Here is a 26674-nt window from a genome sequence, read left to right on the forward strand (position 1 = left end):
GGCTTCGGACGTGTCGGGGAGACGTTTTTCTTTGGTTCCGTTTCTTTTGGCGTCAACCAAAAGAAATGAACTCGGCCGCGTCAGCGGACGAAAGCGGTTGACGTTGATGTTCGTGTGTCCGCCTGCGGCGATGAGCAAGATCAAACGGTTCCACTCGCCTTGCGGCGAGCAGGTTCATTTCTTTTGCTGGCCCACGCACGCAGTGCGAACGGCGCAGCCGTCCCGAGGGGGCGAGCATCGAAAGATACGAGTCAAAGAAACGGAACCAAAGAAAAGGGCCAGCCCCGACGGAGCTCACCCGGCGTGTCACTTGTTCCGGGATTTTCCGACTCGGCATCCTGCATCGGTCGAAAAACGCCGCACATCCCTGTGCGGCGCCCTACGGGTCTGCCAGCTAAGCCATTGCGTCACGCTTCGGTAGGAGCGGAGCAACAGCAAAGCAAAAGCAAAAGAACAATTCGCTACGGCCTCGCGGCGCCATCCTCCAGCCCGGGCACCACATCCTCCACATCCACATTGCGCGACGGCGGCGCCGGCAGATCGCCCAGCGTCTGCGGCTTGGCGCCCGTCAGCCCGGCGATCAACAGCAGCAGCACCAGCGGGATCCATCCGATCACGCGGAAGAACGTCGGCCCGTGCCGGCAGCGGTCGTGGCCCAGTTCGTAAAGCAGCAGGCCCATGTACAGATGCAGCAGCACGGCAAACGCGACGACGACGAGCTTGAGCACCAGCCAGGCACCGCTCGGATTCCAGGCGATCAGGATGCCGCCCAGCGTGATCGTCACCAGCGCGGCCGGGGTCATGATCCGGAAGAACAGCGTGTTGGTGACCGGGTTCCAGTACGCGGGATCGGCATCGATCTCGCGGCGGTGCCGGGCCACGAACAGGCGTGGCAGGAAGAACAGTCCGGTGAACCAGACCGTCATCGCCAGGATGTGCAGGACCTTGAGCCAGAAGTACACCGGCGCTCCACGATTCGTCGAAGCGCGCAGCCTACGCGCACGCGCATCAAATCGGCGTGCCGTCGGGTGCAGCGCGACGCGGTGCCTGCGCTCCGGCTGCTAGGGTCGTGGCCATGTCGCGCCCCGCCCTCACCTTCCCGGCCGCCGTCGCGCTGGCGTGCCTGATGGCCGCCCCGGCGGCAGGCGCTTCGATGCCGGACGGACCGCCCCCACCCCTGGGCCATGCCTGGACGCTGTCGCCGTGGTCGCTGGTGCCGATGGCGGTCGTGGCGCTCCTGTACGTCGCGGGCCTGCGCCGTATGCACCGGGCGTCCGTCGACGGCATTCCCGGCGGCCGGTGGCGCGGTCCGCTGGCCTTCTCTGCCGGCATGGCGGCCCTGGGCGGGGCCCTGGTCTGGCCGCTGGACACGTACGCGGGCTACGCGCTGTCGGCGCATGTCGCCCAGCACATGACCCTGCTCGCCTGCGCGCCGCCGCTGCTGCTGGTCGCGCGGCCCGCCCGCGTCGCGGCGCACGCGCTGCCGCCATCGATCCGCGCGCGGCTCGCGCCGGTGTGCGCGCCAGCCGCCGGGCTGGCGCACGCACACCTGGGCGTCGCGACGCTCGTGCACGTCGCCACGATGTGGGTGTGGCATCTGCCGGCGGCAACGGCGGCGACACTGGCCAGCGAACCCCTGCACCGGGCGATGCTCGCCAGCGTGGTGCTGGCCGGCGTGTGGTTCTGGAGCGCGGTGCTGCATCGGCTGCGCGCACGCGACGGCGGCGCGGCGGGCGGTTGCGTGGCACTGGTGACGGCGATGATGCTGATGGGCTTCCTGGGCGCGCTGCTGACGTTCTCGCCGCGCCTGCTGTATCCGGCCTACACCGACCGCGCATTGCTCGCCGGTCTGGATGCGGTCCGCGACCAGCAGCTCGCCGGCCTGCTGATGTGGGTCCCCAGCGGGCTGCCGTATCTGCTGGTGTGCATGGGCCTGGTCGTCACGCTGCTGCGCGACGTGCGCGGCGCGACCGGGGGGCCCGCGGCATGAACACCGGCTGGCGCCACCTGCTGCTGTGGCTGCTCGCATGGATGGCGCTGGCCTTGCTGCCGATGGCGATCGCGTTGAGCGGCGATCCACCCGCGGTGCGCGATCGTATCGTCGAGATCGGCGCGATGCTCGGCCTGCTGGGCCTGGGCGTGCTGTCGGCGCAGGCGCTGACCTCGGGCCGCCAGCGCTGGTTCGCGAAGGGCCTCGGCCAGGACGACGTGCTGCAGTTCCATCGCCAGACCGGTCTGCTCGGCTGGGGGTTGGTGCTGGCGCATCCGTTGACGATGTGCCTGGGTGATGCGCGCTTCCTCGAGTATCTCGATCCCCGCGCGGACTGGCTGCGCGCGACGCCGCTGTGGGGCGCGCTGCTGGCGGCGACCTGGCTGGCGACGACCTCGCTGTGGCGGCTGTCGTTCGGCCTGCAGTACGAACACTGGCGCGCGCTGCACGGCGCACTCGCGTTGATGGTCGTCGCCATCGGTCTCGGCCACGCGCTGATGGTCGACCACTACACCGCGCCGCTGTGGAAGAAGACCGCGCTGGCGCTGGCGGTCGGTGCATCGCTCTACGCCGTGCTGGAGACACGTGTGCTGCGGCCGCGTCGTCTCGCGCGGCGGCCGTGGACGGTGCAGTCGGTCGAGACCGCGCGCGACGGCAGCCACATGCTGCGCCTGCTGCCGGCCGGCCACGACGGACTGGATTTCCGTCCCGGCCAGTACGCGTGGATCACGATCGGCGACACGCCCTGGCGATTGCAGCAGCATCCGTTCTCGATCAGTTCCAGCGCCGACGATGCGACGCTGGAATTCACGATCAAGCCGCTCGGTGATTTCACCCGGCGCGTGGGCACGCTGTCGCCCGGCATGCGCGCTTTCGTCGAAGGGCCATATGGCGAATTCGTGTACGCGCCCGCGCGGTGTCCCGAAGGCGCGGTGTTCATCGCCGGTGGCGTCGGCATCACCCCGATCATCAGCATGCTGCGCACCGCGCGCGACCGGGGCGCGACCGCGCCGCTGTGGCTGGTATACGGCAATCCGGACTGGGACGCGGTGCTGTATCGCGACGCACTGTCCGCGCTTGCGGACGACCTGCCACTGACCGTGATCCACGTGCTCGAACACGCACCCGACGGCTGGGACGGCGAGACCGGCCATGTCGATGCCGCGCTCATCGACCGTCGCCTGCCTGCCCACCTGGACACGCTGCCGGTGTACGTCTGCGGCCCGGATGCGCTGGCGAATGCGGTCGAACCCGCACTCGTCGCGCGCGGCGTGCCGTCGGACCGGCTCTACTCGGAACGGTTCGATCTCGTATGAGCGCACACGGAGGCGCGATCCGATGATGCATCGCGACCTGCGCCGCGCCGGCGCGCTCGCCGCCAGCGTGCTGATCCTGATCGCACTCGCTGCCGCCTGGCTGCGCTGAGCCGCCCGCCGCGCAGCGGCGGGCGCGCGACTTCGCGCCGGCGTAGTACGCGATCGCCGGACGCGGACAGCGTCACCGCGCCCGGCACCGCCTGCGCCTCGACACCGGCTTGCCATCCGGACATGCACAGTGCGCCTTCGCATTCACGACGGAGACCCGCGATGAAGACCCGCACCCTCGGACCCGGCGGCCCCACCGTCTCCGCGATCGGCCTCGGCTGCATGGGCATGAGCGCGTTCTACGGCGGCCGCGGCAGCGATGCCGACGCGATCGCCGTCATCCGGCACGCGCTGGATCAGGGCATCACCCTGCTCGACACCGCCGACATGTACGGCCCGCACACCAACGAGACACTGGTCGGCCGCGCCATCGACGGCCGCCGCGACGATGTCTTCGTCGCGACCAAGTTCGGCATCCAGCTCGATCCGTCCGACCCGCAGGCGCGCGGCATCAACGGCCGGCCCGAATACGTGCAGCAGGCCTGCGAGGCCAGCCTCAAGCGCCTCGGCATTGAGACGATCGATCTGTACTACCAGCATCGCGTCGATCCGCAGGTGCCGATCGAGGACACCGTCGGCGCGATGGCGCGATTGGTCGAACAGGGCAAGGTGCGGCACCTCGGCCTGTCCGAGGCGTCTGCCGATACCCTGCGGCGCGCGGCCAGGGTGCACACGATCGCGGCGCTGCAGAGCGAGTATTCGCTGTGGTCGCGCGATCCCGAGACCAGCGGAACGCTGGCCGCCTGCCGCGAACTGGGCATCGGCTTCGTGCCGTACTCGCCGCTGGGTCGCGGATTCCTGACCGGCACGATCCGCACCATCGAGGACTTCGACGACGACGACTACCGCCGCCATTCCCCGCGCTTCCAGGGCGAGAACTTCGACCGCAATCTCGCGCTGGTCGAATCGGTGCAGGCGATCGCGCAGGACTACGGCGTCACGCCGGGCCAGCTCGCACTCGCCTGGGTGCTGGCGCAGGGCGACGACCTGGTGCCGATTCCGGGCACCAAGCGCATCGGCTATCTCGACGAGAACATCGCCGCGCTCGACATCCATCTCACCGAAGACGATCTGGCGCGCATCGACGCGATCTTTCCGCCGGATGCGGCTTCGGGCACGCGCTATCCGGCCGCGGGCATGGGCGCGCTGAACCGCTGACGGCGGCAAGGCACGCGGCGCTGTGCGTCAGCCCGTCGCGGCCTGCGCCGCGCCGCGGGCATAGCGGCGCGCCACGACCGCGCAGACGATCAGCTGGATCTGGTGGTAGATCATGATCGGCAGCACGATCGCGCCCAGGCCACCGCTGGCGAACATCAGCTTCGCCATCGGCAGTCCGGTGGCCAGGCTCTTCTTGGAGCCGCAGAACACGATGGCGATCTCGTCGGCCCGATCGAAGCCGAGCCGGCGCGCGATCCATGCGATCAACGGCATGGCGATGCCCAGCAGCACGGCGCACACCGCGGCGACCGCGATCAGGGTCCACACCGGGGTTTCCTGCCACAGACCCTCGATCACCGACGCGCTGAAGGCGGTGTAGACCACGAGCAGGATCGTGCCCTGGTCGGTCCAGCGCAGCACCGCGCGGCGGCGCTCCACCCAGCCGCCCACGACCGGGCGCAACAGGTGCCCGGCCACGAACGGCAGCAGCAGGAGCAGCATGATCTTGCCGACCGCTGTGAGCGGATGCGCCATCGCGCCTTCGGCGCTGCCGACCAGCAGGGCCATCAACAGCGGCGTCAGCGCGACGCCGAGCAGGCTCGACAGCGACGCGCTGCAGACAGCGGCCGGCACGTTGCCGCCGGCCATCGAGGTGAAGGCGATCGACGACTGCACCGTCGACGGCAATGCGCACAGGAACAGCACGCCGACGTAGAGCTCGGGCGTCAGCAACCAGCCCGACAACGGTCGTCCGAGCAGACCGATCAGCGGAAACAGCGCGAAGGTGCACGCGAGGATCGTCAGGTGCAGACGCCAGTGCAATGCACCGGCGACGATCGCCGCGCGCGACAGGCGCGCGCCATGCAGGAAGAACAGCGCGGCAATCGCGCCATTCGTCACCACATCCATGACCACGGCCGCGCGGCCCTGGACCGGCAGCAGCGAGGCCAGTGCGACGGTGGCCAGCAGGAGCAGCGTGAAGGGGTCGAGTCGCGAACGCAGGGACATGCAGGAGTTCCGGAACCGCATGCCGGCGTGGGCAGCGCGAGGGTGGCCATGGTCGCAGCCGGCACCGCCTGCGACCAGCCACCGCGCGCGCAACGGCGCATCCCGGGTTCACATGGCCGCAGCGCGCGCGTGTTCATAGTGCAGCTTCCGTCGCCGCCGCACGTCAGATGCTCACCCTCACCTTCGCCGCAGTCACCGCGCTGCTGGCCATCGCGACTCTGGTACCGACCATCCGCAGCGGCAAGTGGTGGATCCGGGGTTTCGATTTCCCCCGCCTGCAGCTGCTGGTGGTGTCGGCGCTGACCCTGGCCCTGCATCTCGCCTTCCATCCGGTCGACGACCCGTGGACGATCGTGGTGGTGACCGTCAATGCCGCCTGCATGTTGTGGCAGGCGTGGTGGATCATTCCGTACACACGCATGGCGCATGTCGAGGTCGAGGACGCGCCGGCCGATGCCGACACGCGCATCCGGCTGATGGCCAGCAACGTGCTGACCACCAACCGCGACGCCGATCCGCTGATCGCACTGGTGCGTGCGCAGCGGCCGGACGTGCTGATCGCGGTGGAGACCGACGCGTGGTGGGAGGGCAAGCTGGAGGTGCTGACCGATGCGCTGCCGCACGTGATGCGCTGCCCGCTCGACAATCTCTACGGCATGCACGTGTACTCGCGCCTGCCGCTGCACGACGCCGAGATCCGGTACTTGGTGGAGGACGACATTCCGTCGATCCACGCGACGCTCGAACTCGAGGGGGGCCGGCGCGTCACCCTGCACGCCCTGCATCCCCGTCCGCCGAGCCCCACCGAATCCGACAGCTCGGTCGATCGCGACGCCGAACTGGTGATCGTCGGCCGCGCGGTCCACGACGCCACGCTCCCGGTGATCGTCGCCGGCGATCTCAACGACGTGGCGTGGTCACGGACGACGCGCCTGTTCCGCAAGCTCAGCGGCCTGCTCGATCCGCGCATCGGACGCGGCATGTACAACACCTTCCACGCCAAGCTGCCGGGCCTGCGCTGGCCGCTGGACCATCTGTTCCACAGCCGGCATTTCACCCTGGTCGGCATGCAGCGCTTGCCGGATATCGGCTCGGATCACTTCCCGATCTTGGTCGAACTGGCGCTCTCCCCCGGCGAGAACGATCCCGATGCCGGCCTCGACGCCGATGGCGACGACGAGGCCGATGCGGATGCCGCCGTCGAGAAGTCGGACGCCACCGACGACGCCCCGTCGATCCAGCGCTGACCACTGCGCCGGACGCACGCGGCGTCATTGCGAATCAGCGGTCCAGGCGCGCGCGCAGGGCGCGCAGGTCGCGTCGGGCGACGTTCTTGAGGGTCTCTTCGCGCCACGCCTCCGCCGCGTCCTCGCCCGACATCGCCAGACGGCGCTCGTATTCGGGCTGCATCTGTTCGCGACGCAGTTCGCGGATGCGGCGGTACTCGGTTTTCAGTGCCGACATGCGGCGGATAGGGCGGTCGCTGCGGATCGGTTGCAGCCAGGCGGCACTGTGGGCGCCGTCGAAGACCGCGGCCGGCGGCTCGACGCTCGCGATCGCCTCCGGCCCCGCCGCCCACGCAGGCGTCATGCAGGCCGTGGCCAGCGACAGGGCGCAGCCCCAGACGACATAGATGCTTCGGCTGTCCATCGCACCCTCCCATGCGGTGACGGACATACGCACCGTAGCAGGGATGCCGCGAACGGCGTGTTCAAGCCCCGCGTTCAGGCGGTCGCTCAGCCCGCGCCCGGACGCACGTCCAGTCCCAGGGCATGCCCGATGACGCGCATGCCCTCGTCGTCCTCGCGGGGTGCGATGACGCCGGCGACGGTGTCGTCGCCCGTATCCCAAGTCCACAGCGTGTAGCCGGCCACGCGCAGCTGGTCGTAGGCGGCGTCGAGCAGTGCATGCGTCGACGCATCCGCGAGCGCCGCCTCGTCGGTCGGGTCTTCGACCCCCCAGTCGAGTTCGACGCGGAAGCGCTCGGCCAGCGTGTCGATGGCGTCGATCAGGGTCGTGCGCGCGTCTTCGGCGACGCGGAAGCTCGCGCGCCAGTCGGTCGCCGATTCCAGCGCGGCCTGCACGGCATCCTGCGCATCGGCATCGCCCAGCGCGTCGCGGAAGGCCTGGAACTGCTGGCCTGCCGCGTCCTCGTCACCGGGATTGATCCGCAGCAACCACTGCCAGGCGATCGCCTCGAGATCGCCGTCATGCGCCTCGTCTTCCCCGTCGTCACGCGCGTGCGCGCCGGCGAAGTTGTCGTCGGGATCGAACTCGTGTTCGTGCATGGCCATGGCGGGACTCGGCGGTGCGGGCGGCGTAGTGTGCCGCGGCGGCGAGGCCGCGGCATACCGTCCGCGATCGCGGTCGATCTGCGACTCAGCTTCGCGCGACGGTCTTCCTCACTGCGCGCTTGCCGGTCGCGGTAGTGCGCCGGGTCGCGGCCGGCTTCGCAGCCGTCGCCTGCTTCGCCACGGGCTTTTTGGCCGCGGGCTTGCCAGCCGTCTTCGCAGGCGTCTTGGCAGGGGTCTTGGCACTCTTCTTCGCCACCTTCTTCGCGCCGCCTCGCGCATCGGCGTGCGACGGCGGCAGCTTCGAGGTCTTGTTCGGGCCGCGCAGCTTGACGATGCGGTTCTCGCCCATCACTTCCTCGCGCTTGGTCACGCGCGCGACAGCGAATGCGATGGCCTTGCCGATCAGCGAGCCCGGACCGTCCCAGTATTCGGCCGTATGCGCCTGTACCTCGATCAGGGTCAGCTTGGGATCGTTGACGCCCCGCGGGAAGAAGGCCTTGAGCGCATCGTTCCAGAACGCCTCGATCTTCGCCGGATCCTCGTTGACGTAGGCGTCGCCGGTGATCGACACGTAGGTGTTGCGGCCCTTCGACGCGTACGCGAGGTTGACTTTGGAGTTGCGCGCGATCTCGGCGACCTTCGGGCTGTCGGAGGCGACGAAGAACCACACGCGCTCACCATCGAACTGCGCCTTCTGCGTCGACAGCGGCCGGCTGACCAGGTAACCGCCGGGGCCGACGGTGGTGAACATCGTGATGTCGATGTCCTCGATCAGTTTGGCGATTGTCTGCGCGTCCTTCGCACCCTTGCTGCTTCGCGTTGCCATGTCGCACTCCCGTCAGGATTCAGCGCGCAGTGTCGGCAGCGCGACGGGCGCCGGACGTGAAGGTGGCGCGCCGGTGCGTCAGCAGGCCGAAGCCGCGTCGCGCTGGCGGCGACGCTCGGCGCGATGCGCCCATGCATAGACCAGCAGGCCCGCTGCAGCGGTCGCGGCGCCGACATACCCCGTCGATGTCCAGCCCAGTCCCGCGCTGATCGCGAGGCCGCCGAGCCACGGGCCGAGCGCGTTCGCGGTATTGAACGCGGCGTGGTTGGATGCGGCGGCCAGCGTCTGCGCTTCGCCGGCGACGTCCATCAGCCGCGTCTGCAGCACCGGGGCGAGCGCGCCCATCGTGCCGACCGCGACGATCGCCGGCAGGATCGACCACGGCGCGGCCGTCGCGAGCGGGAACAGCAGCAGCACCAGCAGCGACCAGCCCAGGATCACCGGCACCGCGCGGAACTGCAGGCGATCGACCAGCCAGCCACCGGCGATGTTGCCGAGGATCGCGCCGACACCGAACGCCGCCAGCGCCACCGGAATCCACGACTCGGCCACACGCGTGACGTTGATCAGCGTCGGCGCGAGATAACTGAAGACACAGAACATGCCGGCGAAGCCGATCGCGCCGATCAGCAGCGCGTACCAGACCTGGGCGGTGTTGAACGCGCGCAGTTCGCGCATCGGCGTCTGCGCCGGCTCGGCGGGATCGGGCGCGAGGAAACGCGCGACCAGCACCACCGTGAGCACCGACAGCGCCGAGACCAGCGCGAAGGTCCAGCGCCAGCTGAGCTGCTGGCCGAGCCACGTCGCCAGCGGGTTGCCGACGAGGATCGCGATCGACAGGCCCAGCAGCACGCGGCTGACCGCGGCGCCGCGTTGCGCGGGCGGACTGACCGACGCGGCCACGAGCATCGCCACGCCGAAGTAGGCGCCATGCGGCAGCCCGGCCACGAACCGGGCGACGAGCATCGTCGCGTAGTTCGGCGCCAGCGCACTGGCGAGATTGCCGAGCGCGTAGAAGCCCATCAGCGCCAGCAGCAGGCGACGGCGCGGCAGCCGCGCACCGAGGATCGCGAGCAGCGGTGCGCCGACGACGACACCGATCGCGTAGCTGCTGATCAGATGCCCGACCGCGGGCTCGTCCACGCCGAAACCGCGGGTCAGGTTCGGCATCAGGCCCATCATCGCGAATTCGCTGGTGCCGATCGCGAAGCCGCCCATCGCCAGCGCGAACAGGATCAGGGTGCGGGTGCGGCGGTCGGGCAGCGCCGGTGCGGTGGACATGGCGGTCTCCGGAACAGGACCCGGCATTATTGTGCATCGCAGCATCCGCGTCATTGCCGCGCGTCGACCACTGCGTTGCAGCGCCGCCGCCGGCGCAGACCGGGCGGGGCCGGGCTGAACGCGCCGCATCGACGGCGGCTGGACGGGCGGCGCCGGACAGTCGGCGTCCGTCACCGACAGGATCGCCTCCCGATGTCGCTCACCGCGTTCGGCCTCAACTGCACCCTCAAATCCGGCGATACGCCGTCGTCGACCCAGACGCTGCTCGACCAGCTGCTGGCCGCGATGGCCCGCCACGGCGCGAAGACCGGCAGCGCGCGCGTCGCCGACTACGCAGTCAAACCGGGCGTCAGCGCCGATGAGGGCGATGGCGACCAGTGGCCGGAGCTGCGCAAGCGGATCATGGACGCGGAGATCCTGGTCGTGGCGACACCGATCTGGATGGGCCATCCGTCGAGCATCGCCCAGCGCGTACTGGAGCGACTGGATGCCGTACTCGGCGAGATCGACGACGACGGCATGTATCCGACCTTCGGCAAGGTCGCGGTGGCCGCAGTGGTCGGCAACGAGGACGGCGCGCACCACACCTGCGCCCAGCTCTACCAGGGCCTGACCGACGTCGGCTTCACGATCCCCGGCGGCAGCCCGCCGTACTGGGTGGGCGAGGCGATGGGCGCGGTCGACTACAAGGATCTGGAACAGACGCCGGACAAGGTCGCCGAGACGATCGCCACGATCGCCTCGAACGCAGTCCACCTGGCCCGCGTGCTGCAGGCCCAACCGTATCCGAAGCCCAGGCGCGGCGCCGGGTGATCCGCATCGGCTGCGCGGGCTGGTCGATCGCCTCGCGCGATGCGGCGCTGTTCGGCGCAGGCGACAGCGTGCTGGCGCGCTATGCGACCCGCTTCGATGCGGTCGAGATCAATTCCACGTTCTACAGACCGCATCGCGCGACGACCTATGCCCGCTGGGCGGACAGCGTGCCCGCCGGTTTCCGCTTCTCGATCAAGCTGCCGAAGACGATCACCCATGAAGCGCGGCTGGCCGGTTGCGGCGCCGCGCTCGATACGTTTTTCTCAGCGGCCGGCGGCCTGGGCAGAAAACTAGATTGCGTCCTGGTGCAGTTGCCGCCGAGCCTGGCCTTCGATGCGCGCACGGCGGCCACGTTCTTCGCGATGCTGGCCAGGCGCTGGCCGGGGCGCGTGGCCTGCGAACCGCGCCATGCCAGCTGGCTCACGCCGCAGGCCGACGCCCTGCTCGCGCGCCACCGCGTCGCTCGCGTGGCCGCCGATCCTGCCCGGCATGTCGACGACGCGACGCCGGGCGGCAGTACGCAGTTCGCCTACTGGCGCTGGCACGGACATCCGAAGCTCTACTACAGCGCCTACGGCGCGACGGCACTCGACGCGATCGCCACCAGGGTCCGGCGCGGGCCTGCCGATGCGTGGGTGGTGTTCGACAACACCGCTGCGGGTCACGCGGTCTCCGATGCGGCCGGATTGCAGGCCCGGCTGGACTGATGTCCTCATCCTCCTGCGACGATGGCCTGTGGCAGGATGCGCGCTCTCCGAACCCGCCCGGCTTTCCGTGATCTCCAGCGCGCCGCCCGCCCCGATCCAGTTCATGCCCGATTCGAGCGTGATGGCGCACCGGATCGCGACGCACGACTGGTCCACGTCGCCGCTGGGGACGCCCGACTGCTGGCCGCAATCGCTGCGCACCGCGCTGGGCCTGATGCTCGAATCCCGGTTCGCGATGTGCCTGTGCTGGGGACCGGAGCTGACCCTGTTCTACAACGACGGTTATGCGCCGCACCTCGGTGCCAAGGACGCCACAGCGCTCGGACGTCCGCTGCAGCAGGTTTGGTCGGAAGTCTGGGACGACATCCGGCCACTGGTGGACAGCGTGATGGGCGGCACGGCGACGCTCAGCGAGGAGCTGCCGCTGACGATGCTGCGCAACGGGTTTCCGGAAGAGACGTTCTGGACGTTCTCGTATTCGCCCCTGCGCGACGAGCACGATGCGATCGCCGGCTTCCTCAACATCACCACCGACGTGACCCGCCGGGTGCAGACCGAGCGGCGCCTCATGGCCGACGTGGCGCATCTGGGCCGCATGTTCGACCAGGCGCCCGCCTTCATGGCCATGCTGACCGGGCCGGAGCATGTGTTCGCCTACGTCAATCCCGCCTACTGCAGCCTGATCGGCGATCGCGGCGACGTGGTGGGCAAGCGGGTCGCCGATGCGCTGCCCGACGCCGTGCGTCAGGGCTATCTCACGCTGCTCGACGAGGTCTACCGCAGCGGCCGCGCGTTCTCCGCCGACGGCGCGCGCTACGTCGTGCAGGCCACGCCGGGCGCCCCGTCCGCCGAGCGCTACATCGATTTCGTCTATCAGCCGATCACCGAGGGTCGCGAGGTCGTGGGCGTCCTCGTCCAGGGCATCGACGTGACCGCGCGGCATCTCTCGGACGTCGCGCTGCAGGCGCGCGAAGCGGAGCTTCGCAGCCTCAACAGCAACCTCGAACGCCAGGTCATCGAACGCGCACGCGAACGCTCGCTGACGTGGCAGGTCACGCCCGATCTGCTCGCCGTGGTCGATCCCGACGGCGTGATCGAGACCGTCAACCCGGCCTGGGAACAGTTGCTGGGCTGGCCGAGCGACGACCTGGTCGGACACGGCTGGATGGAACACGTCAGCGCGGACGATCATGCGGTGACGCAGTCGGTGCTCGAGACGCTGCGCGCCGGCAAGCCGGTCCTGCGCTTCGAGAACCGCTGGCGCACGCGTGCTGGCGGCCTGCGCACCCTGTCGTGGGTGGCGACGCCCGAAGGCGGCCGGTTCTACTGCAGCGCGCGCGACGTCACCGACATCAATGCCGCGGCAGATGCGCTCACGCGTTCGCAGGCACAGCTGCGCACGCTGTTCGAAACCAGCTACCAGCTGCAGGGCATGTGCACGCCGGACGGCATCGTCACGGATGCGAACCGCCCCGTGCTCGACGCCACCGATGCACGCTTCGAGGACCTCATCGGCGCATCGCTGTGGGAGACGTCCTGGTTCGCCGGCACGCCCGGCATGCCGGCGCGGATCCGGGCGATGTTCGACCGGGCGGCGGCCGGCGAGACGGTACGCGAGGAGATCCAGCTGCAGTTGCCCGGCGGGCGCCGCTGCCACGATCTGTCGCTGCGGCCGATCCACGAGGACGGCCGCATCATCGCCGTCGTGCCCGAGGCGATCGACACGACCGAACGCCGCAATGCCGAGGAGGCGCTGCGGCAGTCGCAGAAGCTCGAAGCGATCGGTCAGCTCACCGGCGGCGTCGCGCACGACTTCAACAATCTGCTGACCCCGATCGTCACTGCGCTCGATCTGGCCGCCGATCCCGACGCGCGTTCCGAGCGACGCACGCGGATGATCGGCGTGGCGCGCCAGTCGGCGGATCGCGCGGCCACGCTGGTCCAGCGTCTGCTGTCGTTCGCGCGCCGGCAGCCGCTGCAGACGCTGGACGTCGATGTGGCGACGCTGGTGTCGGGCATGGCCGAGCTGGTCGACAGTTCCAGCAGTCCGCGCGTACGCCTGGTGCTCGACATCGCCGGCGATCTGGCGCCGGCGGTGGCGGATCCCAACCAGCTGGAAATGGCGATCCTCAATCTCAGCGTCAACGCCTGTGACGCGATGCCCGAGGGCGGCACGCTGACGCTCGGCGCCCGCAACGCCTGCGTGTCCGACGGCGAACGCATCGCGCCGGGCCGCTACGTGGTGGTGTCGGTGGCGGATACCGGGTGTGGCATGGACGAGCAGACGCGCCAGCGCGCGATCGAGCCGTTCTTCTCCACCAAGGGCATCGGCAAGGGCACCGGCCTCGGCCTGTCGATGGCGCATGGCCTGGCCTCGCAGCTCGGCGGCCGCCTGACGATCGACAGCACGCCCGGTACGGGCACCACCATCCATCTCTGGCTGCCGGTGGGTTCGCACCCCGGCGCCGCATCCGACGACGAGGACACGACTTTGAGCATCACTGGCGACGACCGCGGCACCGCACTGGTGGTCGACGACGAGGATTCGGTGCGCATGTGCACCTCCGACGCGCTCGAGGACATGGGCTACCGCATCGTCGAGGCCAGTTCGGCCGAAGACGCGCTGCGCGCACTCGACGACGGGCTGATGCCCGCCATCCTGGTCACCGACCATCTGATGCCCGGCATGACCGGCGCCGAACTCGCCCGCACCGTGCGCGCACGTCTGCCGGAGACGGCCATCGTGATCGTCTCGGGTTACACCAGCATGGCCGACTTCGATCCGGGCCTGACGATCCTCAGCAAGCCGTTCCGCCAGCATGAACTCGCGGCGAGCGTGGAGTCGGCGAACGCGGCGATCCAGACCGCCGCCTGATCGCGGCGGCGGGCGTCCACGCGCGACGACGCCCCGCCCCGCTCGCCGGCTTCAGCCCTGCGGAAACCGCCACGGCGGCGGCAGCGGCGTGCGTGCATGGGCCACCATCGGCGACACGCGGTTGGTCGAATTCGTGGAGGGTGCGGTCCATGTCGACCGCCGGCAGGATGTCGGCCTGTCCTTGTTCACGGCCGCCTGCGCCGCGGCGCGCGCGTTGCCGCGCGTCATGCCGACCGCAGCGCATGGGCGACTCCGACGCTCCGCAGGCGCTAGGCCGTCTGGCTTGCGATGATCTTGCCCAGCAGCGCGTGCAGCTGCGCGAGGTGGCCCGAACCGGCGGCCGCGGTCTCGTCGGACGTCATCGCCACCGTGAGATTCAGCGACGGCACGATGTAGAGCATCTGTCCGCCGTGGCCCCAGGCGTAGCGCACGTCGTGACCGCCGATCCGGCGCGCGAACCAGCCGTAGCCGTAACCGTCGCCGGTGTAGACCGAGCGCGTGCGCGGGACCCACGACTGTGCGATCCAGCTCGCCGGAATCAGCTGCGCGCCGGATGCGGCGCGGCCGTGGTTGCGGTAGAGCTCGCCGAAGGCGAGCAGCGAACGCGGCGTCATCGCCATCTGGTTGCCGCCGAAATGCAGGCCCTGCGGATCGGTATCCCAGGACGCGATCGAAAACCCCGCCTGCGGGCCCAGCCATTCGGCCGCAAGCGCACGCACCGGCTTGCCGCCGACCTTGGCGAGCACGGCCGACAGCAGATGGGTGGAGCCGGTCGAATAGATCATGCCGCCGCCAGGATCGTCGACGAAGGGCCGCGCCAGCGCGTCGCGCACCCAGTCGCGCTGCGCGACCCAGCGCCCGTAATGGCGCCCGGACGTGGACTGCAGGCCGGCCTGCATCGACAGCAGATGCCCGATGGTGACCTGCGCCAGCCGCGGATCGGGATCGCGCGGCAGGCGATCGGCCAGTAGTGGCGCGACCGGCTGATCCGCGCCCTCGAGCAGGCCGCGCTCGATGGCGATGCCGACCAGTGTCGACATCACCGTCTTCGACGCCGACTTGATGTTCGCCGGGCGTGTGGTCGACGCGCCGCGATACCCGCGTTCGGCGAGCACCGCGCCATCGCGCGCGACCAGCACCGTGCGCAGCGGCGCCATCGAGACGGCGTCCTCTAGCACGCTCTGGAGCGCGTCGCCGCGCGCCGGGAGCTCGGCATTCGCAGCGGCCTGTGCGAATGCGGGCAGGCTGGCTGCCGCGCAGAGCAGCGACGCGAGCAGGACGATCAGGAGGCGATGCATGACCCGAGTATCGCCCGCACGCTGCACGTACCGATGAAAGCCGGCATCAGCCCGCGTCGACGGCGATCAGCGCCTGGTGCGCGCCCACGCCCGCGAGCAGTCCCGACGCCACCGCGAGCGGCACGCTGTGCATCGGCTGGCTCAGGTCACCGGCGGCGAACACGCCCGGCACGGTGGTCTGCTTGAACGCGTCCACGCGCAGATGCGGACCCAACGGTCCCATGTCCTGCACGCAGCCGAGCGACGCCGCGAGACCGTCGACCGGCTCGACGCGCGAGCCGACGAACAGGGCATCGATCGCCACGCGGCGGCCATCGGCCAGCTGCACGCCATCGAGCGCCGGCGCGGTCCCCAGCAACCGGATCACCGGCGCGCGCTCCAGGACGACGCCGCGGTTCGCGAGCTTGCGGGCGTCGTCGGCGTCGGGCTCGAAGCCGTGCTCCAGAAAACAGGTCGTCGGCCCCCAGTCGGGCAGCATCAGCGCACGATGCAGGCCCATCGCATCGGCTGCGAACACGCCGAGCGCGCGCCCGGCGACTTCGAAACCGTGACAGTAGGGGCAATGCAGCACGCTGCGGCCCCATCGCGCCGCCAGTCCGTCGAGCGGCGGCAGCACATCACGCACGCCGCCCGCCAGGATCAGCGTGCGGGTCTGCAGGGCCCGGCCGTCCGCGAGCGCCAGCGAGAACCCGGAGCCCGCAGGTGCCGCGTCGACCACCGTGCCTGCAATGACGGACGCGGTCGGATAGCGCAGCAGTTCCGTACGGCCTTTCGCCAGCAGCGTCTCCGGCGGCGTGTCGTCATGCCCGAACACGTTGTGCACGGCGGAAGCGAACCGGTTGCGCGGCGCGCCCGCGTCGACGACCACCACCCGGCGTCGCGCACGCGCCAGTGCCTGCGCCGCCGACAACCCGGCGCTGCCGCCGCCCACGATCACCACGTCGTGATGCATTTCTGCCCCTTCATGTCACTTCGGTTGTTTCATGATGGTGGGCGATGCGTTTTCATGCAACCCGGGTTGTGTCGAAATGCGCCTGGGGTATCGTGATCGCCCGTCCCGATGCCGCCCCCATGCGCCCCGACAGCCGCCTCAGCCGCATGCTCCACGTCCTCATCCACTTGGGGCAGGCCGACGGTCGTGCGACCTCGGACGAGATCGCCGCGATGCTGGGCACCAATCCTGTCGTCGTACGCCGGACGATGGCCGGGCTGCGCGACCACGGCTACGTGCGCTCGGACAAGGGGCACGGCGGTGGCTGGTCGCTGGCGACCCCGCTCGCCGAGATCAGCCTGCTCGACATCCACACCGCACTGGGCTCGCCCGCCCCGTTCGCATTCGGTCTGTCCAACGACGATCCGGAATGCCTGGTGGAAAAGGCCGTGAACGCCCACCTCACCGACGCGATGGCGGATGCCGAAGCCCTGCTGCGCGCGCGGCTGGGTGCCGTGACCCTGGCCGACATCGCGGCCGACTTCCAGACGCGTCTGAAGTCCGGCGGACGACGCCGCGGCGCGCGATGACGAGCGACACGTGTCCCCTGCACAATGCGCGGGACACACACGACAGGGAATGTCCAATGATCAAGCGCGCTGCTGCATGCCTGTTGCTCGCCGCTCTCGCGTCCTCGGTGCCTGCATCGGTGCCCACGCGCGCAAACGTCGAACCTGCAGCGTCCGCGATACAGGGCGAAGCCGAGCTCCATGGCCTGCGATTCGAATCGCTTCTGCACGAGGGGCTGGAACGGCAGGACGCCGGCGATGCCCTTGCCGCGAGCCAGGCGTTCACACGCGCGATCGAACGGCCTGAGTTCGACGCGCTGGCGCCGGAGGTGCGTCATGCCATCCTGCATCAGGCCGCGGGTGTCGCGATCGACGCCGGGCAACTGCAGACCGCGCTGCGTCAGACGCAGTCGGCGCTGCGCCTGCGCCAGGACGAGGCCGACGACTGGTATCGACTCGCGGCGCTACAGACCGATCTCGGCAACGCCAATGCGGCTGCGGACGCGCTGCGGCATCTCCTGACGTCCTGGCCCGAAATCGCCAACGACCTGCCGCAATACCTGATCGTCCACCCGATCTTCGTGACGCGTGCGGACGACGACCTGCGTCTGGCGCTGCTCGATGCGCTGTTCGACGCGAACTGGACCGGCAACGGCATCGGCTCGGATCCTGCATGGATCGAACTTGCGTTGCTGCGACTGGAACGCCGCGACGCATCCGCCGCACGCGCCGCCATCGCCCGCGTCCATCAACCGATGGACATCATCCGCCTGCGCGCCGACCGTCGATTCGACGCCATCGTGGACCGGGATGATCCGCGATTCGATGTCGCGGCAGCCGCCGAGGCCCATCTTGACGCTGTCCGGCGTCTCACCCTTGAGCGACCGGACCGGCTCGAACTGCGGACCACGCTCATCACCGCCTTGCTGGCGACCGGACGCGTGGATGAAGCGCTGACGACGGCGGATGACGCGCTGGCGGACCTGGAAACGTTCAGCGATCCCGAAGACGCGGTCTGGGTCCACAACCAGCGCGCCATCGCACTCCGGCGACTGGGCCGGGACGAAGACGCGATCGCCACCCTGACCGTCGCCTCGAACCTGCACGAAGGAGGTGGTCTCAATGTCAGCCAGGTCCTCAACCTGGGGACGCTCCATACGATTCTGGGCCAGCCAGACGAAGCGCTGGCAGCCATCGAACGCGTAGGTCACGACATCACCGGCTACGGTCGGATGGTCGAGGAGAGCGTCCGGTTTCGCGCCGCCATCCAGCAGGGCGACACCGAGATGGCGGATCTCGCCTTGGCGCAATTGGCGCTGGGCCGGACCGACGCACCGCAGGTGTACCTCGAGGCGTTGCTCATGCGTGGCGATCTCGACGCCGCCGCCGCCGCGTTGGCGGGCCTGCTCGAGACGCCCGTCCACCGCCAGACATTGCTCGACTGGGCACAGACCTACCGGGTGCTGCCACCTGCGCCCGGCGAGGTGACACTGCGCCAGCACCGGGCGCGTTTTCTGGCACGAGCGGACGTGCAGGACGTGATCAGCCGCTACGGTCGCATCGAAGCGCATCCCGTCTACGCTGCCCGTGGCATCGAATGACCGCGCGACATTGCCCCCGGGCGCGCGTGGACTATCGTGACTTCAAGCACGCGATTCCATCTGCGCTTGGCCGGATGCTCCCGGCCATGCGCACCCTGTTTCGTTCCGTGGGCCTCCATCGCACTGCACTCGCCGCCGGCCTCGTTGCGGCGTCGATGCCCGCGCTCGCGGGTCATGACGACACGACGCCGCGGCTGTCGTCCGACCAGTGCGAGATCTCGACGCCGTACAACGTGCTCGTCGACACCGGTGGCGTGTGGCTCTACCGCGACAGCGGCGTGCCGAAGGAGATCTTCTTCCACGACGGCACGCTCAGCGTGGACCGCGATGTGCAGACCGTCAGCGTTGCCGACGCCGCGCGGCTGCGCCGGCTCGAATCGGGCGCACGCGCGTTGATGCCGCAGGTCACGTCGGTTGCGCGCGAGAGCACCGGCATCGCGTTCGATGCGCTGGCCGGCGTCGTCGACGTGATGACCGGCAGCGCACGCAAGGTGCGTCAGGTCGAGCGTTTCCGCACCGACACACTCGGCTACATCGACACCACGCTCGGTACCGGGCGTTGGGACCAGGACGTGTTCGGGGACGGGTTCGAAGCGCGCATCGAAGCGGCCGCCGACCGCATGACCGGCAGTCTCGGCCGCAGCGTGATGTGGCAGGTCTTCACCGGCCGCGCCGGCCGCATGGACGCGCGCGCCGAACGCATGGAAGCCGACCTCGACCGCAGGATCGAAGCGCGCAGCGCCGCGCTGGAAGCCCAGGCCGATGCGCTGTGCACGCGGGTGCGCGAACTGCAGTCGATCCAGGCCGCGCTGGAATACCGCCTCGACGGACAGCGGCTGGTGATGCTGGAGGACGCGCCGCGCAGCGACGGCGATGCTTCGGTCTCGAAGGCCCGGTCCACGCCCTGATCCCACTGCGCGACGCGGACTCATCCGCGCATCGCCGGCAGCCGCGTCCACAGCGTTCAGCATTCCGGTCTCGGCCCGCGCGACGCGGCGTGGGACAATGAGTGCATGGGCGATTCCGACACCACCTCGCCGGCCACACCCGCGGCCGACGCGCCGCCGCGCGCGCTGAACGACGCGCTCAAGGCGGACATCCGCGCCGCGTACGCGAAGCTGCAGGCGAACACGCCGGGCTTCAGCACGCGCCGTTCGCAGAGCGCGATGATCGGTCTGGTCTCGCGTGCGCTCGCGACTTCGGGCGGCATCGGCATCGCCGAAGCGCCGACCGGTGTCGGCAAGTCGCTCGCGTATCTGACCGCGGGCGTGCCGATCGCGCTGGCGACGAAGAAGAAGCTGGTCATCAGCACCGGCACCGTGGCGCTGCAGTCGCAGCTGTTCGAACGGGACATCCCGGCATTCCTCGCCGCGACCGGCCTCGACGCGCGCGTCGCGCTGGCCAAGGGCCGCACGCGGTATCTGTGCACGCGCAATGCCGCTGAGCTCCATGCCGAGCACAGCCAGGGCACGATGCTGCTCGAGGGCGCGGGGCCGGACGAAGGCGGCGACTACGAACGCCAGCTCTACGACCGCCCGCTCGCGCCGCATGAAGTCGATGCCGCGCGGCGCCTGCTCGAAGCGCATGCGGACCGGCAATGGGACGGCGATCTCGACACCTCGCCCGAGCCCGTCTCGCCCGCATTGCGCACACGCATCACCACGCCTGCATCGAGCTGCGCCGGCCGCCGCTGCAGCTTCGCCCAGCAATGCCCGGTGCTGAGGGTGCGCACCACCGTGCGCGAAGCGCAGATCGTCGTGACCAACCACGCGCTGCTGCTGTCGTCTTTGGCGATGGGCGATATCGAGAACGGCCAGCCGCTGCTGGCGCCGCCCGGCGACATGCTGCTGGTGCTCGACGAAGGCCACCACGTGGCGAACGTCGCGATCGACCAGGGCGCGGCGCGCCTGCCGCTGGCCGACATGGCCAAGCGCACCAGCCGCATGCAGATCCTGATCGCCGGCAGCTATCGGCTGGTCGACAAGGAGAAGATCGGCACGCTGCTGCCCGGCGAGGCGATCGAACTCGCATCGCGCGTGTCGAAGGGGCTCAAGGCGTTCCAGCTCGACGTCGACCGCGTCTGGCAACCCGAACCCGGCGACCGCGACCCGATGTGGCGCGCACCGCTGGGTCGCCTGCCCGACGACTGGGCGGATGCGATCGAAGTCCTCGGCGAAGACACGCGCGCCCTGTTCAACTGGGTCCACGCCGCGCAGCAGGCCGTCGCGCGCAACAAGCAAGACGACCCGGCGCGCGAGAAGTTGCAGCGCAGCCTCGGCATGGCGCTGGAAATGGTCGAGCAGCAGCACGAGCTGTGGGCCGGCTGGCGCCGCGAAGACCGCGAGGGTGCGCCGCCGATGGCGCGCTGGGTCACCGCCACGCGCGACGGCGATCTCGCCCTGCACTGCTCGCCGGTCTCGGCCGCGCATGTGCTGCGCACACTGTTGTGGAAGGAGATCGACTCGGTCGTGATGACCTCGGCCACGCTGACCGGCGGCGGCGATTTCCAGTCGTTCGCGATCGACACCGGGCTGCCGGACCACGCCGAGACGGCCTCGCTGCCGTCGCCGTTCGACCTGCCGAACCAGGCGCAGCTGGTGGTACCGCAATTCCCGGTGGCGCCCGACGATCGCGAAGGGCACCCGAAGGCCGTCGCCGAGTGGCTGGCGCGCGAACTCGACTGGAAGAAGGGCAGCATGGTGCTCTTCACCTCGCGCTGGAAGATGGAGAAGGTCGCCGAACTGATGCCGGCCTCGCGCCGCGGTGCGATCCAGGTGCAGAGCAGCGGCAACAAGTCGCAGGTCGTCGCCGCCCATCTCGAACGCGTCGCCGCCGGCAAGGGCTCGGTGCTGTTCGGCCTCAACTCGTTCGGCGAAGGTCTCGACCTGCCGGGTGAGGCCTGCACGACCGTCGTCATCACCCAGGTGCCGTTCGCGGTGCCCACCGATCCGCAGACCGCCACGCTCGGCGAGTGGCTCGAAGCGCGCGGGCAGAATCCGTTCAACCTGATCGCGATTCCGCATGCGTTGCGCACGCTGACCCAGTTCGCCGGTCGCCTGATCCGCACCTCGACCGATACCGGCCGCGTGGTGATCCTCGACTCGCGCCTGCTCAACCGCCGCTACGGCAAACGCATTCTCGATGCGCTGCCGCCGTTCAAGCGTGTGATCGGCTGACGTAGCTAAAGGCGTCGCAGAAGAGGTCAGTGCGTCGACGTTTGCATGGCAGCGCGCGGGACCCGCCTTTGGTGCCACCTCTCCCTCCGGGAGAGGTCGACGCGCAAAGCGCGTCGGGTGAGGGCCAGGTGTTACGACGAACTCCCAGCCAACTCCCCACTCACCCCTCGAACAACCCCGCCTGCACCGGCAGCTCATCCGGCTCGCGAAACCCGCCGATCCCCACACCGACCAGTCGATACCGCGTCGACGCCGGCAGCTCCACGCGCTCGCGCAACGCCAGCGCGATCCGCGTCAGTTCCGCCTGCGACGCGGGCGGCGCATCCGGCGTAAAGCTGCGCGTGAGGATGCGGAACTGCGAAGTCTTGAGCTTCAGCACCACGGTGCGGCCGACACGCGCGGTCTTGCGCGTCGCCGCCCACGTCTTCTCCGCGAGCCGTTCGATCATCGGCGCCAGCGCCTCGAGCGGCAGATCGGTTTCGAACGTGTCTTCCGACGAGATCGACTGCACCGGCTGGTCCGGTTCCACCGGCCGGTCGTCGATGCCGAGCGCGCGCTGGTGCAGACGCGCGCCGAACGTGCCGAAACGCCGTTCCAGCGTCTCGCGCGACAGGCCGCGCAGATCGCCGACCGTGGCGACGCCAAGTTCGGCCAGCTTCTTCTCCATGACCTTGCCCACGCCGGGAATCAGACCGACCTTGAGCGGCAGCAGGAACGCGTCGATCTGCGACGGCTTCACCACGTACAGCCCATCGGGCTTGTTCCAGTCCGAGGCGATCTTGGCGATGAACTTGTTCGGCGCCACGCCGGCCGAAGCAGTCAGCTGCGTCGCTTCGCGGATCTGCGCGCGGATCGCCTGCGCGGTCGCCGTCGCACTGGGCGAGGGAATCTTCGGATCGGTGACGTCGAGGTAGGCCTCGTCCAGCGACAGCGGCTGCACCAGATCGGTGTGCGCGTGGAAGATCTCGCGCACCTGCCGCGATACCGCCTTGTAACGGGCGAAATCCGGCGGCACGAAGACCGCATCCGGACACAGGCGCTCGGCGGTCACGGCCGGCATCGCCGAGCGCACGCCGAACGGCCGGGCCTCATACGAGGCCGCACAGACCACCGAACGCGCGCCGCGCCAGGCCACGATCACCGGTCGCCCGCGCAGCGACGGATCGTCGCGCTGCTCGACCGAAGCGTAGAACGCGTCCATGTCGATGTGGAGGATCTTGCGCACGGCTGCATTATCGTCGCTTCGGTCGCAGTGACTGCGCCCGATCCGACGATGCCTGCAAGCGAATCGATCCGTCGCTCACGATCGCGGCCGCAGGCTGTGCGCTCGCATCGATGGACCAGCGTCATGTGCGGCGGTGACACATCGCCCTGCACCGACAAGCAGACGCGACAGGCTGAACGCGTGGCAGCGTCGGAGCGCGACAAGGGCCGGTCGAAGCAAGACGCCGAGCGGATCGCCTGGGCCGCGGTCAACAAGCAGGACGACGGCGGCACGCAGTCCGGTTCGGGTCGCAAGGGCAGCTGACGCGATTCAGGCGTCGTGGCCCTCGACGGGCAGGCGCACGATCGCGACCGTGGCGTCATCGGGATCGGCGGTCACCGAGAACCCCAACTGACGGCACATCGCCAGCATCGTGGTGTTCTCGCGCAGCACCTGGCCTTCGACGACGCGCAGCCCCTGCCAGCAGGCGTACTCGATCATGATCCCCATCAGCCGCCAGCCCAGGCCGGCCCCCTTGAGGTCGGAGCGCACCATGATCCCGTACTCGCCGGTGTCGTAGTTCGCATCGGCGAGCAGACGCACCGCGCCCAGCATCTCGCCGGTGTAGGGGTCGATCGCCGCCAGCGCGATCGAGCGCGCGTAGTCGAGCTGGGTCAATCGCGCGATGAACTCGTGGCTGAAATGCCGCACCGCGCTGAAGAAGCGCAACCGCAGGTCCTCGGTGCTGACCTGTTCGAAGAACCGCCGGAACATCGCCTCGTCTTCCGGGCGTACCGGCCGCACGAAGGCCGTGTTTCCGTTCGACAGTGTGATCGTGCGTTCCCACTCCACCGGATACGGAAAAATCGCGAAGCGCGGATGACCGCGGCCCTTGTGCAGCCGTTTGACCGGCGCGAGCGCGATGCGCGCATCGACCGCGATCACCCCATCGCGATCGGCGAGCAGCGGATTGATGTCGAGTTCCTGCAGTTCAGGAATATCGGCTGCCATCTGCGCGAGCTTGACCAGGACCAGCGCCACCGCGCGTTCGTCGGCCGCCGGCACATCGCGGTACGCCTTGAGAATGCGCGACGCGCGGGTGCGCCCGATCAGCTCATGCGCAAGGCGCAGGTCCAGCGGCGGCAGCATCAGGGCCTTGTCGTCGATCACATCGACCGCCGTGCCGCCGCGGCCGAACACGATCACCGGACCGAAGGTGGGGTCGTCGGCAATGCCGACGATGAGCTCACGCGCCTTGGGCCGCAGGGCCATTGCGTGCACGGTGACCCCGTCGATCCGCACAGGAGGTTGCAGGGTGTGTGCGCGCTGCAGGATGTCCTCGGCCGCCAGGCGGACGGCCTCCGGCGTCGTCAGGTTCAGTCGGACGCCGTCGACATCCGACTTGTGCGCAATGTCGGCGGTATCGAGCTTGACCGCGACGGCGCCCACGCGCGCGAGCAGCGTCTGTGCGGCCGTGACCGCGGCGTCCGCATCGCGCGCGCGCAATACCTCGGCCACTGGAATGCCATAGGCGCCGAGCAGGCGCGCGGCCGCCTCCGGATCGAGCAGGCGTTGCGACGACGCCAGGGCGGCATCGACCACGGCGCGTGCCGCCGGCAGATCCACGACGAAGTCGTCCGGCAGGCTCGGCGGCGTCTCCATCAGCGCCCGCTGCGCTTCGTGATGTCGAGCCAGATACATGAAGCCGCGCACGGCATCGGCCTCGCTGTCGTAGACGGGGATGCCGGCGTCCCCCAAGGTTCTGCGGGCGCCGGGCTGATCGCCGTGCCACACCGCCAGGACCGGCTTGCGCGTGCCGGTGCGCGGGCGGGCCTGCACCGTGCGCACGACGGCCTCCGCCACATCGTCGGGATCCGACAACACGGTCGGCACCTGCATCACCAGCACCGCGTCGGTATCGCGGTCGTCGAGCAATGCGTCCAGTGTCGCGGCATACCGCTCGCCATCGGCGTCGCCGAGCATGTCCACCGCATTGCGGCGTGACCAGCTGGCCGGCAGAACGGCGTCCAGCGTCTCCAGCGTCGTATCCGACAAGGAGGCGCGCGTGCCGCCGAGATCGACCAGCCGGTCGAGCGCGAGCATGCCCACGCCGACGCCGTTGGTCATCACCGCGAGCCGGTTGCCCGACAGACTGCCCAGGTGCGACAGCGTCTCGGCCGCGGCGAACAGTTCGTCGAGCGCATGGACGCGCAACAGCCCGGCACGCCGGAAGGCCGCGTCGTAGACCGCGTCCGGCGCGGCGAGCGCTGCGGCGTGGGTGATCGCCGCGGTCTCCCGCCGTGCGTGTCGACCGGGCTTGACCACCACGACCGGCTTGGCGCGGGCCGCCGCCCGGGCCGCGGAGAGGAACTTGCGCGCATCCCGCACCCGTTCGACGTACAGCAGGATGGCGCGGGTGTGCCGGTCGGTCGCGAAGTAATCGAGCAGATCGGCAAAATCGACGTCGAGCGCGTCGCCGAGCGAGGCGACGGCGGAGAACCCGATCCCACGAGGCCGGCTCCATTCGAGAATACCGGCAGCGACGGCGCCGGATTGTGAGATCAGGGCAAGATCGCCGGCGATCGGCGCATGGGCCGCGAAACTGGCGAACAGACCCGCATGCGGGGCGATCACGCCGAGACAGTTCGGCCCCACGATGCGCAGCCCGCGCGCGCGCGCAACGTCTGACAGCGCCGCATTGTGCGAGCCGGCGCCGTCGCCCATGTCACGCGTCAGCACGATCGCGGCTTTCGCGCCAGCCCGGGCGGCGGCCTCTGCGGTGCCGACGACGTCGGCAGGGGGCACCGCAATCACCACGAGTTCCGGGACGAACGGCAACGCCTCGAGCGTGGGCGACGCTTCGAGGCCATCGATCGCCGCATACCGCGCGTTGACCAGGCCGATGGGGCCCCCGAATCCGCCGGCGCGCAGCTGCTGCAGGACCAGCCGACCCAGCGAACGTGAGCGCGGACTGGCACCGACGACCGCCACCGACGCAGGATGGAACACGGACTGCAGTGCGTAGGTGCTCATCGCGGCATGCGCCGTCTTCGGAACGAGGGCAGACGATACACGACGCCCATATCGGAACGCCGCATCCCGGGGTGATGCGGCGCACCGCATGTCGGCACGTCCAGAGCGGCGTTCACCGCGCCGGCCCGCGCGGGTCTTGGTCCATCAACCCTGCTGTATCGCTGTTCCGAGGGCTTGAGGCGCCTCGCATACGGTCTCCCAGACCTCGCGACGGATGCCGACACTGCGGAATCCGATCGGATGTCGACGATGAGTTCGCGCTTCAGCAGCTTGCAGCGTGAGCCGGGATCTACAGGCGATCATCAATGCTGGGAACGCCGCTGCTAGGCACAAAGCAGTCTCGCGCCGCGGGTTTCAACAAATCTTCAATGCGCTCGGATACTCGCGAGCACGGCGGCCCGGCAGACCCAACTTTCGCATCAGGAACATCGTGTCCAGAGCGGGGGGATTCCAGGCGTTCCCCAGCAAACCCGGACCAAGCTGAGC

20 protein-coding genes and 1 pseudogene are annotated in these 26674 nt (G+C 69.6%); 11 read left to right on the plus strand and 10 right to left on the minus strand.

What is annotated here, in order from left to right; genetic code table 11:
- Positions 1–461 precede the first annotated feature (461 nt).
- Positions 462–962: a CopD family protein gene (locus CURTO8I2_RS15075; RefSeq protein WP_236551181.1), complete on the minus strand. Its 501-nt coding sequence runs from the start codon at positions 960–962 to the stop codon at positions 462–464.
- A 113-nt stretch (positions 963–1075) separates the two neighbouring features.
- Here CURTO8I2_RS15075 and CURTO8I2_RS15080 point away from each other — a divergent pair, with 113 nt between their 5' ends.
- The 3 genes from CURTO8I2_RS15080 to CURTO8I2_RS15090 all read left to right on the plus strand — a co-directional run bounded on the left by CURTO8I2_RS15080 (position 1076) and on the right by CURTO8I2_RS15090 (position 4572).
- Positions 1076–1990, plus strand: a complete 915-nt coding sequence (locus tag CURTO8I2_RS15080; RefSeq protein WP_159682057.1) for a cytochrome c oxidase assembly protein — start codon at positions 1076–1078, stop codon at positions 1988–1990.
- The gene (locus tag CURTO8I2_RS15085) at positions 1987–3306 is read left to right on the plus strand and encodes a ferredoxin reductase family protein (protein WP_159682058.1); all 1320 of its coding nucleotides are present in this window, start codon (positions 1987–1989) and stop codon (positions 3304–3306) included. The genes CURTO8I2_RS15080 and CURTO8I2_RS15085 overlap by 4 nt, the downstream gene beginning before the upstream one ends.
- Before the next feature lie 270 nt (positions 3307–3576).
- Entirely contained in the window at positions 3577–4572 is a 996-nt protein-coding gene (locus CURTO8I2_RS15090) for an aldo/keto reductase (protein ID WP_159682059.1), read from the plus strand.
- A 27-nt stretch (positions 4573–4599) separates the two neighbouring features.
- On the opposite strand, the gene CURTO8I2_RS15095 is transcribed toward CURTO8I2_RS15090, so the two are convergent.
- Positions 4600–5580 (minus strand): bile acid:sodium symporter family protein, encoded by a 981-nt coding sequence (locus CURTO8I2_RS15095; protein ID WP_159682060.1) that lies wholly within the window; start codon positions 5578–5580, stop codon positions 4600–4602.
- 167 nt (positions 5581–5747) lie between these two features.
- Here CURTO8I2_RS15095 and CURTO8I2_RS15100 point away from each other — a divergent pair, with 167 nt between their 5' ends.
- The gene (locus CURTO8I2_RS15100; protein WP_159682061.1) at positions 5748–6827 is read left to right on the plus strand and encodes an endonuclease/exonuclease/phosphatase family protein; all 1080 of its coding nucleotides are present in this window, start codon (positions 5748–5750) and stop codon (positions 6825–6827) included.
- A gap of 34 nt (positions 6828–6861) precedes the next feature.
- On the opposite strand, the gene CURTO8I2_RS15105 is transcribed toward CURTO8I2_RS15100, so the two are convergent.
- The 4 genes and pseudogenes from CURTO8I2_RS15105 to CURTO8I2_RS15120 form a co-directional block, all read right to left on the minus strand.
- Positions 6862–7230: a hypothetical protein gene (locus CURTO8I2_RS15105; RefSeq protein WP_159682062.1), complete on the minus strand. Its 369-nt coding sequence runs from the start codon at positions 7228–7230 to the stop codon at positions 6862–6864.
- Positions 7231–7316: 86 nt separating this feature from the next.
- Entirely contained in the window at positions 7317–7874 is a 558-nt protein-coding gene (locus CURTO8I2_RS15110) for a hypothetical protein (protein ID WP_159682063.1), read from the minus strand.
- A 319-nt stretch (positions 7875–8193) separates the two neighbouring features.
- Positions 8194–8700, minus strand: a pseudogene (locus CURTO8I2_RS15115) (pyridoxamine 5'-phosphate oxidase family protein); the annotation flags it as partial.
- A gap of 78 nt (positions 8701–8778) precedes the next feature.
- Positions 8779–9981: an MFS transporter gene (locus CURTO8I2_RS15120; RefSeq protein WP_236551182.1), complete on the minus strand. Its 1203-nt coding sequence runs from the start codon at positions 9979–9981 to the stop codon at positions 8779–8781.
- Between the two features lie 192 nt (positions 9982–10173).
- Here CURTO8I2_RS15120 and CURTO8I2_RS15125 point away from each other — a divergent pair, with 192 nt between their 5' ends.
- The 3 genes from CURTO8I2_RS15125 to CURTO8I2_RS15135 all read left to right on the plus strand — a co-directional run bounded on the left by CURTO8I2_RS15125 (position 10174) and on the right by CURTO8I2_RS15135 (position 14376).
- On the plus strand, positions 10174–10794 hold the full coding sequence (locus CURTO8I2_RS15125; protein WP_159682066.1) for an NAD(P)H-dependent oxidoreductase: 621 nt from the start codon (positions 10174–10176) through the stop codon (positions 10792–10794).
- Positions 10794–11501 carry a DUF72 domain-containing protein gene (locus CURTO8I2_RS15130; RefSeq protein WP_159682149.1) on the plus strand — a complete coding sequence of 236 codons (708 nt, stop codon included), beginning with the start codon at positions 10794–10796 and terminating at the stop codon, positions 11499–11501. Before CURTO8I2_RS15125 ends, CURTO8I2_RS15130 begins: the two co-directional genes overlap by 1 nt.
- A 103-nt stretch (positions 11502–11604) precedes the next feature.
- Positions 11605–14376, plus strand: coding sequence for a PAS domain-containing protein (locus tag CURTO8I2_RS15135; protein ID WP_159682067.1), 2772 nt, complete (start codon positions 11605–11607; stop codon positions 14374–14376).
- A gap of 269 nt (positions 14377–14645) precedes the next feature.
- Here the strand turns inward: CURTO8I2_RS15135 and CURTO8I2_RS15140 are convergent, their stop codons facing one another.
- Both CURTO8I2_RS15140 and CURTO8I2_RS15145 read right to left on the minus strand, forming a co-directional pair.
- Positions 14646–15674: a serine hydrolase gene (locus CURTO8I2_RS15140; protein ID WP_159682068.1), complete on the minus strand. Its 1029-nt coding sequence runs from the start codon at positions 15672–15674 to the stop codon at positions 14646–14648.
- A gap of 46 nt (positions 15675–15720) precedes the next feature.
- Complete coding sequence (locus CURTO8I2_RS15145) at positions 15721–16626, minus strand: NAD(P)/FAD-dependent oxidoreductase (protein ID WP_159682069.1); 906 nt, start codon at positions 16624–16626, stop codon at positions 15721–15723.
- 119 nt (positions 16627–16745) lie between these two features.
- Between CURTO8I2_RS15145 and CURTO8I2_RS15150 the strand changes: the two genes are divergently transcribed.
- The 3 genes from CURTO8I2_RS15150 (at position 16746) to dinG (ending at position 21951) form a co-directional block, all read left to right on the plus strand.
- Positions 16746–17195, plus strand: coding sequence for an Rrf2 family transcriptional regulator (locus CURTO8I2_RS15150; RefSeq protein WP_159682070.1), 450 nt, complete (start codon positions 16746–16748; stop codon positions 17193–17195).
- A 1666-nt stretch (positions 17196–18861) separates the two neighbouring features.
- Positions 18862–19683, plus strand: a complete 822-nt coding sequence (locus CURTO8I2_RS15160; RefSeq protein ID WP_236551183.1) for a DUF2884 family protein — start codon at positions 18862–18864, stop codon at positions 19681–19683.
- A 105-nt stretch (positions 19684–19788) separates the two neighbouring features.
- Entirely contained in the window at positions 19789–21951 is a 2163-nt protein-coding gene (dinG, locus tag CURTO8I2_RS15165; RefSeq protein WP_159682072.1) for an ATP-dependent DNA helicase DinG, read from the plus strand.
- Between the two features lie 160 nt (positions 21952–22111).
- Here dinG and dinB read toward each other — a convergent pair whose 3' ends face one another.
- Positions 22112–23176 carry a DNA polymerase IV gene (gene dinB / locus CURTO8I2_RS15170; protein WP_159682073.1) on the minus strand — a complete coding sequence of 355 codons (1065 nt, stop codon included), beginning with the start codon at positions 23174–23176 and terminating at the stop codon, positions 22112–22114.
- 180 nt (positions 23177–23356) lie between these two features.
- On the opposite strand from dinB, the gene CURTO8I2_RS15530 reads away from it, so the two are divergent.
- Positions 23357–23479: a hypothetical protein gene (locus CURTO8I2_RS15530; RefSeq protein ID WP_255475834.1), complete on the plus strand. Its 123-nt coding sequence runs from the start codon at positions 23357–23359 to the stop codon at positions 23477–23479.
- Between the two features lie 6 nt (positions 23480–23485).
- Here the strand turns inward: CURTO8I2_RS15530 and CURTO8I2_RS15180 are convergent, their stop codons facing one another.
- Entirely contained in the window at positions 23486–26188 is a 2703-nt protein-coding gene (locus CURTO8I2_RS15180; protein ID WP_159682075.1) for a bifunctional acetate--CoA ligase family protein/GNAT family N-acetyltransferase, read from the minus strand.
- Positions 26189–26674 lie beyond the last annotated feature (486 nt).

It is taken from the genome of Luteimonas sp. 9C, assembly GCF_902506295.1.
GTDB lineage: Bacteria > Pseudomonadota > Gammaproteobacteria > Xanthomonadales > Xanthomonadaceae > Luteimonas.

What these genes read in the sequence shown, in the direction of transcription:
- CURTO8I2_RS15080 (WP_159682057.1), top strand. Translation starts at nt 1,076, where the DNA reads ATGTCGCGCCCCGCCCTCACCTTCCCGGCCGCCGTCGCGCTGGCGTGC.
- CURTO8I2_RS15085 (WP_159682058.1), top strand. Translation starts at nt 1,987, where the DNA reads ATGAACACCGGCTGGCGCCACCTGCTGCTGTGGCTGCTCGCATGGATG.
- CURTO8I2_RS15090 (WP_159682059.1), top strand. Translation starts at nt 3,577, where the DNA reads ATGAAGACCCGCACCCTCGGACCCGGCGGCCCCACCGTCTCCGCGATC.
- CURTO8I2_RS15095 (WP_159682060.1), bottom strand. Translation starts at nt 5,580, where the DNA reads ATGTCCCTGCGTTCGCGACTCGACCCCTTCACGCTGCTCCTGCTGGCC.
- CURTO8I2_RS15100 (WP_159682061.1), top strand. Translation starts at nt 5,748, where the DNA reads ATGCTCACCCTCACCTTCGCCGCAGTCACCGCGCTGCTGGCCATCGCG.
- CURTO8I2_RS15105 (WP_159682062.1), bottom strand. Translation starts at nt 7,230, where the DNA reads ATGGACAGCCGAAGCATCTATGTCGTCTGGGGCTGCGCCCTGTCGCTG.
- CURTO8I2_RS15110 (WP_159682063.1), bottom strand. Translation starts at nt 7,874, where the DNA reads ATGGCCATGCACGAACACGAGTTCGATCCCGACGACAACTTCGCCGGC.
- CURTO8I2_RS15120 (WP_236551182.1), bottom strand. Translation starts at nt 9,981, where the DNA reads ATGTCCACCGCACCGGCGCTGCCCGACCGCCGCACCCGCACCCTGATC.
- CURTO8I2_RS15125 (WP_159682066.1), top strand. Translation starts at nt 10,174, where the DNA reads ATGTCGCTCACCGCGTTCGGCCTCAACTGCACCCTCAAATCCGGCGAT.
- CURTO8I2_RS15135 (WP_159682067.1), top strand. Translation starts at nt 11,605, where the DNA reads ATGCCCGATTCGAGCGTGATGGCGCACCGGATCGCGACGCACGACTGG.
- CURTO8I2_RS15140 (WP_159682068.1), bottom strand. Translation starts at nt 15,674, where the DNA reads ATGCATCGCCTCCTGATCGTCCTGCTCGCGTCGCTGCTCTGCGCGGCA.
- CURTO8I2_RS15145 (WP_159682069.1), bottom strand. Translation starts at nt 16,626, where the DNA reads ATGCATCACGACGTGGTGATCGTGGGCGGCGGCAGCGCCGGGTTGTCG.
- CURTO8I2_RS15150 (WP_159682070.1), top strand. Translation starts at nt 16,746, where the DNA reads ATGCGCCCCGACAGCCGCCTCAGCCGCATGCTCCACGTCCTCATCCAC.
- CURTO8I2_RS15160 (WP_236551183.1), top strand. Translation starts at nt 18,862, where the DNA reads ATGCGCACCCTGTTTCGTTCCGTGGGCCTCCATCGCACTGCACTCGCC.
- dinG (WP_159682072.1), top strand. Translation starts at nt 19,789, where the DNA reads ATGGGCGATTCCGACACCACCTCGCCGGCCACACCCGCGGCCGACGCG.
- CURTO8I2_RS15180 (WP_159682075.1), bottom strand. Translation starts at nt 26,188, where the DNA reads ATGAGCACCTACGCACTGCAGTCCGTGTTCCATCCTGCGTCGGTGGCG.